Here is a 13,801-nt window from a genome sequence, read left to right as displayed (position 1 = left end):
ATATCCGGAAGCTGTTTGAGCTCCCGGATTTAATATCAATTGTGCCATCAATCCTACTTGATTTGTGGCAGCGTTTCGAATTGGTGGAACGGCGGCGGGCTGGACAATGTCCATTCCAGCGTCGTTGCGCCCTCACCCCAGTAATTGCCTTCCGCCTTGCGGCCCGCAAACATTGACCAGGCAATATTAATGAAGAAGATTATCACACCAACCAGCATCACGGCATAGCCGAGCGAACTAATCTGGTTCCAGTAAGCAAACTGCTCGGGATAGTCGGCATAACGGCGCGGCATACCCTGCTGCCCCAGGAAATGCTGAGGGAAGAACAAGATGTTTACACCGATGAAGAAAATCCAGAAATGCAACTGACCCAGCAACTCATTATACATCCGCCCCGACATTTTCGGGAACCAGTAATAGAAGCCGGCAAAGATCGAGAAGACTGCGCCGAGTGAGAGCACATAGTGGAAGTGAGCAACCACATAGTAAGTATCATGCAAGTTATCATCCACGCCGCCATTGGCGAGCACAACACCCGTTACGCCGCCGATGGTGAACATGAAGATAAAGCCCAGTGCCCACATCATGGGCGTTTTGAAGGTCATCGATCCGCCCCACATGGTCGCGATCCAGGAGAATATCTTGATACCCGTTGGCACTGCAATCACCATTGTCGCAGCCGTGAAATACATTTTCACGTTAACCGACATTCCGGTGGTGAACATATGGTGCGCCCAGACTACGAAGCCGACAACACCAATAGCAACCATCGCATAGGCCATTCCGAGATAACCAAAAATAGGTTTGCGCGAGAAGGTCGAGACAATGTGGCTGATCATGCCGAAACCGGGCAAAATCATAATATACACTTCGGGGTGACCAAAGAACCAGAACAAATGTTGATAAAGCACCGGATCACCGCCACCAGCGGCATCAAAGAAAGTCGTGCCAAAGTTACGGTCCGTAAGCAGCATAGTGATAGCTGCGGCAAGCACAGGCAGTGCCAGAAGAAGCAGGAATGCTGTAACCAGAACCGACCAGACAAATAACGGCATTTTGTGCAGGGTCATCCCCGGCGCGCGCATATTAAAGATGGTGGTAATGAAGTTAATCGCGCCTAAAATAGACGAAGCACCCGCCAGATGGAGCGACAGGATCGCCATATCCATCGCCGGACCAATCGAGCCACTGGTCGAGAGCGGCGCGTAAACCGTCCACCCTGTGCCAGCACCAAGACCTGTTCCGCCCGGTACAAACGTCGAGCCCAGAAGCAATAGCAGCGCAGGAACCAGCAGCCAGAAGCTGATATTGTTCATGCGCGGGAATGCCATGTCCGGCGCGCCGATCATCAACGGTACAAACCAGTTGCCGAAACCGCCGATCATCGCTGGCATCACCATGAAAAACACCATGATCAGACCATGCGCGGTTATCAGCACGTTCCATAGATGATAAGCCTCATCCATTGATGCTTCCGAGCCTTGATGCATGCTTGCCCAAGCCTGGAGATACTGGATGCCTGGTTCAGCCAGTTCCAGACGCATCAAACCGGAAATTGCGCCGCCGATAATACCGGCAAAGATGGCGAAGATCAGGTAAAGCGTTCCAATATCCTTGTGGTTGGTAGACATGAACCAGCGCTGGAAAAACGCAGGCTTGTGATCCGCATCATGCGCGTGATCGTCAATATGTCCATCTGCTGTAATTGTTGTCATATCACTAAGCCCTAGTTGGTAGCGGCGGCTGCATCGGCAGGCGCATTATCTGTTGGTGTGTCGGTAGCAGCAGTAGCGGCAGGTTCAGTCGCCGCAGCAGCGGCGGTTTTTGCAGCTTCTGCATTTGCCGCCTTTGCAGCTGCTGCCTCTGCCGCCGAACTCGCGGCGATTTCGCCCTTGGTCTTGCCGCCATTGGCGCGAACCCAATTGTCAAATTTTTCTTGCGAGAGAACTTCAACGGTGATCGGCATAAACCCGTGCCGCGCGCCGCAAAGTTCGGAGCACTGACCGTAATAGACCCCTTCGCGGTCAATCTGGAGTACTTTCTCGTTGATCCGACCGGGTACTGCATCCAGCTTGAACCATGCAGCCGGAATAGCAAAGCTGTGAATAACATCAGCAGCAGTAATCAACAGCTTGACTGGCTTGCCGACAGGAATGACCATCCGATTGTCCGCAGCCAACTGATGGGGTTCTCCACGGGCAGCAGCATCTTCCTCGGACAGCATGTTTGAAATAACTTCAAAATCGCCATTGTCGGGGTAAGAATAGCCCCAATACCATTGGTACCCGGTTACTTTTACGGTAAGCGCGTCTTCCGGCGCAGGCTCAAACTGTTTGGCAAGCAAGCTGATCGAAGGAACGGCAATAACCAGCAAAATCAAAACGGGAATAACCGTCCAGATAATCTCGATGAACGTGTTATGTGTGGTTTTGGAAGGCTCAGGATTGGCACCACGGCGATAGCGCACCATCACCCAAAGCATAAGACCAAGTACGAACAAGGAAACGAAAACCATCATTGGCACTAATATGGCATTGTTGATCCAATGCGCTTGCTTGCCAGTTTCACTGAACTGCTCCTGAAAGTCGATACCTCCATCAACAGGCATGCCAATTCCCGGAGTCGGTTTCATCGGTGTGTAAAGCTCGGGATCAAGACCTGCTGGCTTAGCGGCCTCTGCTGCACCGGCCTCTGCTACCGGAGCGGTTGCGTCAGCTCCTGGCACGACTGCTTCTGTTGGCGCAGCTTCTGCGCCCGGCGCTGCTGGCAATACGTCTTGGGCTTCCTGCGCGGAAACTGCAGCCGGCGCGAGAATCAGGCCCAATGCCACAATCCATGCTTTCACATAATGCTTCATTTATCGATCAACCTTATCAAAGCCCTGATTTCCGGACTGTTCAGCTATATTAGCACGTCATGGCAGCTAATGAATATGGTCATTAGTGCATCCGTGAACATAACCGATATCGCCCCGTTTGTCGCGGCTTATAAGCAGGCTTGCCGCAAGCCTCAAGCTACTCTAGTCATATTTTTTCAGTTTTTAGCAAATTTAAGGTCTGGTATCGTCCAGACATCGCCCCCATTTGATAGTGGCAAAGCATAAGTAGCAGGATTAAATCATTGAACGAGAATGAAGTTTTAGCAGAGTTTAGAGCCAGCAATGCCTTGCTTGAAGGACATTTCATTTTGTCATCCGGACGCCACTCACCGGTATTTCTGCAAAAGATGCGGGTCTTCCAATATCCCGAACGGACCGAACGCTTATGCCGCGCGCTGGCAGATGCGATTACTGCAAAATTCGGCAAAGTCGATCTGATTATTTCGCCGGCAATGGGCGGTATATTGCCCGGCTATGAAACAGCTCGGGCATTGGGATGTCGTGCTGTTTTCGTTGAACGCGAAGAAGGTGAGTTCAAGTTGCGACGCGGGTTTGAAGTGTCTGAAGGCGAACGGGTCGTAATGGTGGAAGATATTGTAACGACCGGACTTTCATCGCGCGAATGTCTGGCGACGATCCGCTCCTACCCTTGCGAATTATTGGGCGCGGCCTGTTTGATTGATCGGTCCAATGGCAAGGCGGACGTAGGAGTGCCTCTGGTTTCTTTAGTGCAACTCGATGCGCCCGATTATGCGGCTGATGATTTACCGCCTGCCCTTGCCGCAATTCCGGCGACCAAACCGGGCAGTCGTGATCTAAAGGCATGAGCAAAAAACTCCGCCTTGGCGTGAACATCGATCACGTTGCCACCATTCGAAACGCGCGCGGCGGCGATCATCCGGAACCGATCCGCGCGGCCCTGATTGCCGCCGAAGCAGGTGCTGATGGCATCACTGCGCATTTGCGTGAAGACCGGCGCCATATTCGCGATGATGATCTTTCTGTTCTGATGGACCAGCTCAGCATTCCGCTGAATCTCGAAATGGCCGCGACGGACGAAATGCTGGATATCGCGCTGCGCCACAAACCGCATGCTGCGTGCATCGTTCCGGAGAACCGCGCAGAACGCACCACCGAAGGCGGGTTGGATGCGGCAGGGCAACATAACCGTCTGACCGATTTTGTCGGGCAATTGCGCAATGCGAATATCCGGGTCAGCCTGTTTATCGAACCGAACCCAAGGCAGATCGAAGCGGCCATCCATCTCGGCGCGCCAGTTGTCGAGTTCCACACCGGCCATTATGCACATGCTACCGGGGCAGAGCGGGAAGCGGAGTTGCGCCGGATCAGTGACGCGGCAGCGCTAGCTGCAAAGAACGGCATCGAGCCGCATGCCGGCCATGGCCTGACTTTTGACAATGTCATGCCGATTGCCGCAATCCCCCAACTGGCTGAGCTCAATATCGGCCATTTTCTGATCGGTGAGGCAATTTTTGGCGGACTGGATGCCAGCATCCGGCAAATGCGCGCGTTGATGGATGAAGCGCGGTGAGCGCCAGACTATGATCATCGGCCTAGGCTCTGACCTCTGCAATATTGAGCGCATCCAGAATTCGCTCGACCGCTTTGGCGAGCGATTTGAAAAGCGCGTATTCACCGAAGTGGAACGCGCCAAGGCGGAGCGCCGGCCGTTCACCAAAGCGGGCACTTATGCCAAGCGCTTTGCCGCCAAGGAAGCCTATTCCAAAGCCGTAGGCACCGGTTTCAAAGCCGGTGTGTTCATGAAGGATATCGGGGTGGTCAATGCCAAAAGCGGCGCGCCGACGCTGGCCTTAACAGGCGGCGCGAAAAAACGGCTCGACGCGATTACGCCAGAGGGATATAGCGCCACCGTTCATCTCACACTCACTGACGATCATCCATGGGCCCAGGCATTCGTGATTATCGAAGCGGCTCCTTTGAGAGAAAAGGGCGTATTGAACGGATAATCACATGGATAAAGAAACCGAAGATAAAAATATGGCGCTAGAACAAACAGATGGAGGCCCTATCTCCGTGGAAACCGGTGAAGCCGAAAAGGAAAAAACCGACTGGATCGGCGAGATCAAAAGCATTAGCCTTCTCCTTCTTGCCGTTCTTGCTTTTCACAGCCTGGTCGCCAAACCATTTTATATTCCATCCGTCTCGATGATGCCCGGCCTGCTCGTGGGTGACCGGCTTATTGTGAGCAAATATGCCTATGGCTGGTCGTGGGTGTCGCCAACCTTCCACATATTGCCACGTCTACAAGGTCGCCTTTTTGGCTCTCTTCCAGAGCGGGGAGATGTCGTCATCCTCACTCCCAAGGACCAAAGCAGCGATTATATCAAGCGCGTTATCGGCTTACCCGGCGACACAATCGAACTGCGCGGCGGTCAGGTTTTTCTGAACAATGTTGCCGTCGAACAGGAAGTCCAGCCCGACCTCGCAATCCCGGTTGATGCAAATTCCCCCTGCGGAGACAATGAATTTCCCGGTATGCGCACCACGGATGCCAAAGGCACGATGGTTTGCAATGTCCCGATTTTGCGCGAAACGCTACCCAATGGCGTGAGCTATGACGTTATCGATATGGGGCAACGCTATGATGTTGACGAAATCGAACCGGTCGTTGTGCCCGAGGGTCATGTTTACCTCATGGGCGACAATCGTGATCAATCCGCCGATAGCCGTGTTTCAAGCGCATTGGGCGGTCTTGGCGGGCCGATCCCCTGGGAGAATGTCGGCGGCCGCGCAGAGTTTATCACTTTCTCGCTCGATGGTTCAACAGGCTGGAACCCGTTGTCGTGGATCGGTTCGTTTCGCAGCGGGAGGGCGGGAACAAGCCTGCGTCCGGCGCGCAATGAATTGAAGCCAGTCAGTGCCGCAAAACCTTCTCCTGCCACAGCAAATTAGCGGCGCGAAACGCTGGCTTAAAGTCGCAACCCTGCTGTTTCGTCCAAACCGGCCATAAGGTTAAGGCACTGAACGGCGTTGCCAGCGGCACCTTTGCCCAGATTGTCCAATCTTGCGACAAGCCTGACCTGATCCCCTTGGTCATTGGCAAAAACAAAGAGCTCCAACCGGTCCGTCGGTGGATCATTTTCACTGAGCAGCAGTTCGTTGATGCCATCGCCGTCTGTGACGCTTACGATTTTGGAATCGCGATAGTGGCCTTCCAGTGCGGCAATCAGATCACCGGCTCCAGCGCCAACACCCATGGCGGCTAGATTAAGCGGTACTTCAACGAGCATTCCGCGATAAGCACGGACAACCATCGGAGCAAATACCACATCATGCGCAAGCCCCGCGTGCCGTTTCATCTCGGGCATGTGCTTGTGCTGCAAGTTCAGCCCGTAACTGCGCGCGCCGATATTCGATTCATCCGCAAAGCGTGCAATCAAATCCTTACCGCCACCGGAATAGCCGGATACCGCATTGACCGAATACGGCCAGTCTACCGGTAGCAGGCCGCTTGCAACAAGCGGCGCGACAAGCCCAAGAAAACCTGTTGGATAGCAACCGGGATTGGAAACAAATCGCGCCTCGGTAATCTTCTCGCGCTGGCCTTTGCGAAACTCGGCAAAGCCAAACACCCAATCCGGTGCCGTGCGATGCGCGGAGGACGCATCAATGACCCGGGTCGCTGGGTTTTCAATCAGTGAAACCGCTTCTTTGGCGGCCTCATCGGGCAAACATAATATTACAAAATCAGCGCTATTAATGGCCTCGCTTCGAGCCGCCAGAACTTTCCGCTTGTCTTCTTCCAAGGATACCAGTGCAAATTCCGCCCGATCATTTAACCGATCACGGATTTCGAGGCCTGTCGTACCGACGCCGCCATCTATGAATACGTTGGAAGTCATCGCCGAAAACTCAACTCAGCCGCTTACGTGCCAGAACCGGTTGGTCGTCATTCTCGGAAAAACGGGTTACAACGTTAGCCAGAGGTTCAACTGAAACCTGCATCCAAAAAGAGTTGGCATGAATCAATTGATCTGGATTGGCCATGATCCCGACATGATTCCGGAAAAAGACAAGATCACCACGCCGCAATTCTTCTCCATCGGGAATGTCGTTGCCCAATTGCGCCATTTGCTGATCGCTATCGCGCGGGGCAGGTGTTCCGGTGAGGGCCAATATCGTTTGAACCAGGCCGGAGCAATCGAGCCCGTCTCCGCTGCGGCCACCCCAAAGATAAGGCGCACCTACCAGTTGCTCGGCAAGCGCAGCTGTGCCGGTTGCGCCGTCAAACACCAGTTTCGCGCCGATTTGTTGAACATGGCGAACGTGCACAAAACCTTTACCCGTTTTCAAAAACTTCCCGCATTCACTGGCGTCGCCGCAAGCGAGACGCGCGCCCATCGGCAAGCGCTTCATCACCCCGGACTTAATATCCGGTTCGACAAAAATCAAAGCCGCGCGCGCGGAAATCAGGTGCGTTGGCTCCGGTGTTTTGCGCGCATGCTGCAAAGCGTGGACGGGCACGTAGCCGACATATTGATCATGTTCGCAATAGCCCCATGCCCAATCTCCGGCGACATCCAGCAGCCTAAAGTCTTCGCCGTGCAACAATTCCGAAATCGCTTCATAATTTTTGCCGCCATTTTTGCGTAACATTGCTTTGGGCGCGGAACAGCGCATCGGCAAAGGTTCTGCGTAATGTGGAGCGAACATTTTTCCGGCCAGCGATATATCTGCCAAATCGCCGCGATGTGCAGTCGTCCGGGGATCAAAAGCCTCCTCCGGTCCATGCAGCGAAAATTTCGCATGCGCGATTTTGCTGACCTTCATATCCATTACGTATACTTACCCCGATGTGACCATGAGCAAACTATGGTCGAACCCTGCCAATTCTTGGCAGTGGATCGCCTTTAGACGACAAGCATGCTGCTTATCAAGCAGTGTAGACGCAACCTAGCTGCCGTAACGTTCTTTCAGATAAGTCCAGCTCGCCCGCAAACCGAGCGCCTCTCCGCCTTTTGGCCGTCCAGGCTTGCTGGCGGGTCGCCACGCATAGGTATCAAAATGGGCCCATGGCACATTATCCGGAGCAAATTTCTTCAAAAAAAGCGCTGCGGTCATGCAACCGCCAAAAGATCCCGCAGCGCTGTTGATGCAATCCGCTATCGAACTGTTGAGCATATAGTCATAGCGCTTCCAAAGCGGCATCCGCCAAAGCGGATCATCCTGCGTTTCGCCAGCCGTGAGCAAACCTTCGGCCATATCATCGTCAGTACAGAACATGGCTGGAAGATCGGGACCCAAGGCAACACGCGCCGCGCCGGTAAGCGTGGCAAAGTCAATGATTAGCTCTGGCTCTTCTTCTCCGGCCAACGTGAGCGCATCACCAAGCACGAGACGACCTTCCGCATCGGTATTGGTAACTTCGACCGTTAGTCCCTTGCGGCTATCCAATATGTCGCCAGGCCTAAGAGCGGTGCCATCAACCGAATTTTCAACAGCTGGAACCAACAAATGCAACTGCACCGGCAGTTTTGCCTCCATGATCAGCTTTGCCAGCGCAATCGCATGGGCAGCGCCGCCCATGTCTTTTTTCATGATTAACATGCCGGCTGGTGACTTCATCGACAGTCCGCCAGTATCAAACGTTACGCCCTTGCCGACAATTGCGATTTTCGGATGGTTTTCCTTGCCCCATTTTATCTCAATAAGACGCGGCGCATGTTGCCGCATCGCCGCCTTGCCAACACCGTGAATCATCGGAAAGCCTTTTTCCAACGCATCACCGCGCGTGATTATCAGCTCGCCGCCATGCTGTTCGGCCAGCTTTTGCGATATTTCTTCCAGCTTGTCCGGTCCCATATCTGCAGCAGGAGTATTGACCATATCACGCACCAAAGCCGTGGCTTCTGCCTGCCGCACGGCCTCTTCAACCTGCGAAATTTCATCTTTGACGAGAAGCACGCTGGGCCCTTGCCGGTCGGGCAGTTCTTTATATTGGTCAAATTCATGCTGCGGGATCATCCAGCCGAACAACGCATCCCTGGCGCTGGTGTCTGCTAATCTATATTTGCCCTCGGGAAGCCTTCCGCCAAGCTTTGCAAGCGCCCAGGGATCAAGTTTCTTGTGATCAATCACGCCTGCGACAAGCGTAAAATCACCCTGCTCGGTTTTGTCGGATATTTCTTTCGTGCCGATGCAAGGCAACAACAAATAGGATTCAGGATTGGCGACAAAGCGATAACCGCGAACAATGCTGCGAATATTTTCTGGCTGGTCTTTCAACCATGCTTCAAAAATGTTCACATCCAATATCTGGATGGTCCGCGCCGGCTGACCTTTGTCAGCTTCTACCAATGATTTAAAGTCGGTCATCAGCCGCCTATAGACTTCTAATAAACCGAAGGCGAGATGCTATTTATGCCGCCACGGGCTGTTTGTCAGGCACCGGCTGGGGGTCGTCACTTATAACGGGAGCAGCCTTTGAAAAGACCATTTCGCCATCGTCCACTTTCTTGTAGCGCAGGTTAATGATGTCCTTGGGAAAATTCTGGTTGAGACGCCAGGGCTTGCGTGTTCCCTGCTTGGGCAAATCCTTGATCGCCCGCTGGACATAGCCCGAGGTAAAATCAAGCATGGGTTCCGTACCAATCGACCCATCTGAAGGAAGCGTCGGGGTCGCAATTGAGGTCCCGTTCCTGTCCATGAAGTTAATCAATCGGCAGACATACTCGCTCGTCAGATCTGCCTTCAAGGTCCAACTGGCATTGGTGTAGCCCATGGTCATCCCGAAATTGGGAACGCCTGAGAACATGACGCCTTTATAGTTTATCTTTTCACCGAAAACGACCGGTTCACCATCAACACTGATGGCAGCGCTGCCGCCGGTCAGCATTTTCAAGCCGGTGGCCGTGACAATGATATCGGCCTCCAGCAGCTTGCCGGATTTCAGTAATATGCCGTCTTTCGTGAATTTCTCGATATGATCCGTCACAATGGATGCTTCGCCGGATTTGATCGACGCAAATAAATCGCTGTCGGGAACGAGGCATAGCCGCTGGTCCCAAGGGTTATAGCTTGGCGTAAAATGGGTCATGTCAACACCCTCGCCCATCTCCTCGCGCACCATGTCGAGCAATCTCTTTTTGAAAACTCCGGGTTTGGTGCGCGCCAGATTGAACGTGAACAGCCCCCACAGCACATTCTTCCAACGCGTCAGCATATAAGCAGCTTTGCTTGGCAAGATTTTTCTGAACCGCAATGCCCATTTATCCTCGCCGGGTAGCGACACAATATAGGTGGGGGAGCGCTGGAGCATCGTAACGTGCGCAGCTTTTTTGGCCATAGACGGAACCAGCGTCACGGCAGTCGCACCACTGCCGATCACCACCACCTTCTTTCCGGCATAGTCGAGACTTTCCGGCCAGAATTGGGGGTGGACAATTTGCCCCGCAAAATCCGATTTCCCCGGAAAATCTGGGTTGTGGCCTTCTTGATAGCTATAATAGCCTGAACACATATGAAGGAAATTACAGCGGATGACGCTGGCTGATCCATCTATGTGTTCTAACGTTACGGTCCATAACGCCTCTGCGCTCGACCAGCTTGCATCCACAACTTTGCTGTTAAAGCGGATTTTGCCACGCAAACCATATTCGTCGACGGTTTCATTAAGGTAGCGCATGATCGACGGGGCATCAGCGATAGCCTTTCGTGCCGTCCACGGTTTGAAATTATATCCCAGTGTATACATGTCGCTGTCGGAGCGAATTCCGGGATATTTGAACAAATCCCACGTTCCGCCCAAACCGGCGCGCGCTTCTACGATCGCAACACTTTTGGTTGGGCACCTTTTGGAAAGGTGAACAGCAGCGCCAATGCCGGATAAACCAGCACCAACGATCAACACGTCTACAATATTTTCATCCATCGGAAAACGTCTTACTTACAATGATGTCAATAATCAAGTCTCTGCATTGGTTCTGCTGGTTCCGTACAATTACTCGGCCGCCTCCAGCGTTTCGTTCTCCTGGATTTCTGCGCCGACACTATTGGGTCCATAAAATTGCATCACGCCATCATCGACAGCTTCCTTCAGCAGCACATTTTTATCGAACAGATAATCCTGATTGAGCTTCCACGGCATCGCAGTGCTGTTGCGCGGCAGTTCGCTCAGCGAGCGGGTGATATAGCCGGAGGAAAAGTCAAACAATTCCTCCTGCTCCAGCTCTTTGTCCCCCAGCACCGGATTGGCGATCCGCGTCGATGTTGCGTCCATATGATTGAGGACCCGGCAGGCATATTCCGACACAATATCCGCTTTCAGCGTCCAGCTGGCGTTCAGATAGCCAAACACAATCGCCATATTGGGAATGTCAGAGAACATGCAGCCCTTGTAATAGTAATGATCGGGCCATTGGACCGGTTTGCCGTCAACCTTGAACTTCACCTTGCCGGCCACCGCCAGCTTGAGCCCCGTCGCGGTCACGATAATATCCGCGTCCAGTATCTCACCGGATTTCAGGGTGATGCTGCTTGCGGTCACCGTTGCAATATGCCCGGTTTTCAGATCGGCCGTGCCCGCCGCAATTGCCTTGAACATATCGCCATCGGGCACCAGACAAAGCCGCTGCTCCCACGGGCCGTAGGGCGGCGTATAATCTTCCTTCACATATTTGTCGCCCAGCTCCCGTTTCATCGGCTTTTCGAGCTTTTTGATGATCTTGTCCGGCTTGTCCCGCGCCATTTTAAAAGTGATGTCCTGCATCTTCACATTCTTGAACCGGGTAATGCGATAGGCCCATTTATCGGGCATGATCTTTCGCAATGTGTTGGCGATCCAGTCTTTCGACGGAGCGGAGGCATACCAGGTCGGCGTGCGCTGCAGCATCGTCACATGAGCGGCCTTCTCAGCCAGCACCGGTACAATGGTCACCGCCGTCGCACCGCTGCCGATAATCACCACTTTCTTGCCGGCATAATCCAGGTCTTTGGGCCAGAATTGCGGATGCACCACCTCGCCCTCGAAATTGGCCAGCCCCTCTATCTGCGCGTCATAGGGGTTGTCATAATCATAGTATCCCGCGCCCATATAGAGGAAGTTGGCGTGCATGGTGACGGTCGAGCCGTCCGCCTTCTCGGCGACCACGCTCCAGCGCGCATCTTCGCTCGACCAGCTGGCGGAGAGCACCTTGTGGCCAAAATGGATGTGCTTCTCCAGATCATTTTTATTCTTGATCCGGTGGAGATAGTTGATGATCGAGGGGCCGTCGGCAATCGACTTTTGCTCGGTCCACGGTTCAAATTTATAACCCAGCGTATGCATATCGCTGTCGGAACGTATGCCGGGATATTGGAACAGGTTCCATGTACCGCCAATATCATCGCGGCGTTCGACAATTGCAAAACTTTTGTTCGGACATTTGTCGCGCAGATGAACTGCCATGCCAATACCGGATATTCCGGCTCCGACGATTAGGACGTCGACTGATTCTGGCGTTGAAATGCTCTTTTCCGCGATCTGTGTAGCCATATCATCTCTCCAAAGACGCAGCCGTTATGCCATTCAGCGTGCAAGGTTGCAAATGACAATTTAATCGGGCGATTAATAATGGCCCACATCATGACCCCGACGTCGTAGGCCGGGTTAAATCGTCAGGCTTTGCGGCGGTCGTAGAGTTCGGTTTTCTCGCGATAAAGCTGCTTGTCAGCATGGTTGAGCAGCATTGATACTGTATCGCCATCCGATCTGCTCCACGCCAAACCCGAGCTAGCCGTGATGAAAACTTGTTCATCGCCGCAGGTATAAGGCATGGAGAGCAGCTTGCTGATCGCATTTTTCTGCTCGATGTAGTGCTCCCGCTTGCCTCGCGTCGAGAATAGAACTGTGAATTCATCACCGCCCAATCGCGCGATGCAATCAGCATTGGCGCAAAGGCCCATCAACCGTTTTGCTACATCTATCAGGATTGAATCCCCCGCGGCATGGCCAAACCGGTCATTGGCACTTTTGAAGCCGTTGAGATCAATCATCAAGACAGCCACTGGATTATCTGCGTCCGCGCCGTCCAGCAATTCCGAGAACTTCGCGGTAAACGCACGGCGATTTGCGAGGCCTGTGAGCGAATCCGTCTCGGCTAGCCGTTTCAGTTCCAGACGCAATTTGAGACCGCTAACCATCTCGGCAAAATTGTTGATCACGAGACCGATCATGAGAAGCGAGACGATCATCAGGCTGATCCCCATCGCCCTTATGCCAGCGTCAGCAGACAATATCATCGCGACAGTTGGTGCGGTCAGCGCGGCAACCATCGCTCCAATCGCTGCGCGGGGCAGACTATTGAGACAAATCGCGCTGGCAAAGGTTATCATAAAGACAAACACCGGTGCGAGTACCCGGCGCGCTTCGATCGTTTCATAATAGGCATCGACGGTCCACAGGCCGCCAACCAGTCCGACGACCAGCGCCAATATGGTCGTTGATCGCAATTGCGCACTTGCCTGTTTGACATCCACTGGTTGCGATTTACGGCGATGCCAGACCAGCGAGCGATAAATACCCATGCCGAGGAAACCGGCAGGCAGAATGATGTGATATACGATGTCAAAGCCGTCTCCTGATGCTGCCGCCGCAACAACCGTGATTAACGCTATTGCGAAATATAGCACCGGAATAAGCGCGCCGACCCGTTCGTGCTGAAGCTGTACCAGATCATCAAGAATATCCGCAGGCACATCGCTACCTGTCGCTGTTTTTGCGTGATGCCAATATTGCCGGATTTTATTCAGTAGCGGGTTCAAAGTCAGGATAGCTCCGGTCGCAAGATGAGAGGACCGGAAGTGTTTGCAATAACATGGTAAATATCACGTTAATTGCGAATTCCGCGCTTGCGGAAAATGTCTTCGTGTATTATATTAATCATACACTAAATGGTGGTGTTT

The 13,801-nt window shown here is 53.1% G+C and carries 12 protein-coding genes; 4 read left to right on the top strand and 8 right to left on the bottom strand.

The features are described 5' to 3' along the window. Positions 1 to 53: 53 nt before the first annotated feature. Positions 54 to 1,715, bottom strand: coding sequence for a cytochrome c oxidase subunit I (ctaD, locus tag HF685_RS14715; RefSeq protein WP_168820630.1), 1,662 nt, complete (start codon positions 1,713 to 1,715; stop codon positions 54 to 56). A gap of 11 nt (positions 1,716 to 1,726) precedes the next feature. Then, positions 1,727 to 2,857 carry a cytochrome c oxidase subunit II gene (gene coxB / locus HF685_RS14710; RefSeq protein ID WP_168820629.1) on the bottom strand — a complete coding sequence of 377 codons (1,131 nt, stop codon included), beginning with the start codon at positions 2,855 to 2,857 and terminating at the stop codon, positions 1,727 to 1,729. Between the two features lie 263 nt (positions 2,858 to 3,120). Here coxB and pyrE point away from each other — a divergent pair, with 263 nt between their 5' ends. The 4 genes from pyrE to lepB are packed head-to-tail and all read left to right on the top strand — an operon-like array spanning position 3,121 to position 5,812. Continuing rightward, positions 3,121 to 3,705, top strand: a complete 585-nt coding sequence (gene pyrE, locus HF685_RS14705; RefSeq protein WP_168820628.1) for an orotate phosphoribosyltransferase — start codon at positions 3,121 to 3,123, stop codon at positions 3,703 to 3,705. Next, positions 3,702 to 4,430 (top strand): pyridoxine 5'-phosphate synthase, encoded by a 729-nt coding sequence (locus tag HF685_RS14700; RefSeq protein WP_168820627.1) that lies wholly within the window; start codon positions 3,702 to 3,704, stop codon positions 4,428 to 4,430. The genes pyrE and HF685_RS14700 overlap by 4 nt, the downstream gene beginning before the upstream one ends. 10 nt (positions 4,431 to 4,440) lie before the next feature. Then, positions 4,441 to 4,866, top strand: coding sequence for a holo-ACP synthase (gene acpS / locus HF685_RS14695; protein WP_168821560.1), 426 nt, complete (start codon positions 4,441 to 4,443; stop codon positions 4,864 to 4,866). Positions 4,867 to 4,870: 4 nt separating this feature from the next. Then, positions 4,871 to 5,812 (top strand): signal peptidase I, encoded by a 942-nt coding sequence (gene lepB, locus HF685_RS14690; protein ID WP_246218647.1) that lies wholly within the window; start codon positions 4,871 to 4,873, stop codon positions 5,810 to 5,812. Positions 5,813 to 5,829: 17 nt separating this feature from the next. Here lepB and argC read toward each other — a convergent pair whose 3' ends face one another. The 6 genes from argC to HF685_RS14660 all read right to left on the bottom strand — a co-directional run bounded on the left by argC (position 5,830) and on the right by HF685_RS14660 (position 13,660). Continuing rightward, a complete protein-coding gene (gene argC, locus HF685_RS14685) occupies positions 5,830 to 6,762 on the bottom strand; it encodes an N-acetyl-gamma-glutamyl-phosphate reductase (RefSeq protein ID WP_168820626.1) in 933 nt (310 codons plus the stop codon). A gap of 10 nt (positions 6,763 to 6,772) precedes the next feature. Then, a complete protein-coding gene (locus HF685_RS14680) occupies positions 6,773 to 7,690 on the bottom strand; it encodes a C40 family peptidase (RefSeq protein ID WP_168820625.1) in 918 nt (305 codons plus the stop codon). A 123-nt stretch (positions 7,691 to 7,813) separates the two neighbouring features. Next, positions 7,814 to 9,235 (bottom strand): leucyl aminopeptidase family protein, encoded by a 1,422-nt coding sequence (locus tag HF685_RS14675; protein ID WP_168820624.1) that lies wholly within the window; start codon positions 9,233 to 9,235, stop codon positions 7,814 to 7,816. A gap of 43 nt (positions 9,236 to 9,278) precedes the next feature. Further along, positions 9,279 to 10,790, bottom strand: coding sequence for a flavin-containing monooxygenase (locus HF685_RS14670; RefSeq protein ID WP_168820623.1), 1,512 nt, complete (start codon positions 10,788 to 10,790; stop codon positions 9,279 to 9,281). 69 nt (positions 10,791 to 10,859) lie between these two features. Continuing rightward, positions 10,860 to 12,392 (bottom strand): flavin-containing monooxygenase, encoded by a 1,533-nt coding sequence (locus HF685_RS14665; RefSeq protein WP_168820622.1) that lies wholly within the window; start codon positions 12,390 to 12,392, stop codon positions 10,860 to 10,862. Positions 12,393 to 12,514: 122 nt separating this feature from the next. Next, positions 12,515 to 13,660: a GGDEF domain-containing protein gene (locus HF685_RS14660; protein ID WP_168820621.1), complete on the bottom strand. Its 1,146-nt coding sequence runs from the start codon at positions 13,658 to 13,660 to the stop codon at positions 12,515 to 12,517. Positions 13,661 to 13,801: the final 141 nt, after the last annotated feature.

Source organism: Parasphingorhabdus halotolerans, assembly GCF_012516475.1.
Classification (GTDB): domain Bacteria; phylum Pseudomonadota; class Alphaproteobacteria; order Sphingomonadales; family Sphingomonadaceae; genus Parasphingorhabdus; species Parasphingorhabdus halotolerans.
Note: the sequence above shows the minus strand (reverse complement) of the source record. Positions and strands in the feature narration are given on the sequence as shown.

Coding starts and splice junctions, on each gene's coding strand:
- HF685_RS14670 (WP_168820623.1), bottom strand. CDS start 10,790: ATGGATGAAAATATTGTAGACGTGTTGATCGTTGGTGCTGGTTTATCC.
- HF685_RS14675 (WP_168820624.1), bottom strand. CDS start 9,235: ATGACCGACTTTAAATCATTGGTAGAAGCTGACAAAGGTCAGCCGGCG.
- HF685_RS14680 (WP_168820625.1), bottom strand. CDS start 7,690: ATGAAGGTCAGCAAAATCGCGCATGCGAAATTTTCGCTGCATGGACCG.
- acpS (WP_168821560.1), top strand. CDS start 4,441: ATGATCATCGGCCTAGGCTCTGACCTCTGCAATATTGAGCGCATCCAG.
- coxB (WP_168820629.1), bottom strand. CDS start 2,857: ATGAAGCATTATGTGAAAGCATGGATTGTGGCATTGGGCCTGATTCTC.
- HF685_RS14700 (WP_168820627.1), top strand. CDS start 3,702: ATGAGCAAAAAACTCCGCCTTGGCGTGAACATCGATCACGTTGCCACC.
- HF685_RS14665 (WP_168820622.1), bottom strand. CDS start 12,392: ATGGCTACACAGATCGCGGAAAAGAGCATTTCAACGCCAGAATCAGTC.
- argC (WP_168820626.1), bottom strand. CDS start 6,762: ATGACTTCCAACGTATTCATAGATGGCGGCGTCGGTACGACAGGCCTC.
- ctaD (WP_168820630.1), bottom strand. CDS start 1,715: ATGACAACAATTACAGCAGATGGACATATTGACGATCACGCGCATGAT.
- lepB (WP_246218647.1), top strand. CDS start 4,871: ATGGATAAAGAAACCGAAGATAAAAATATGGCGCTAGAACAAACAGAT.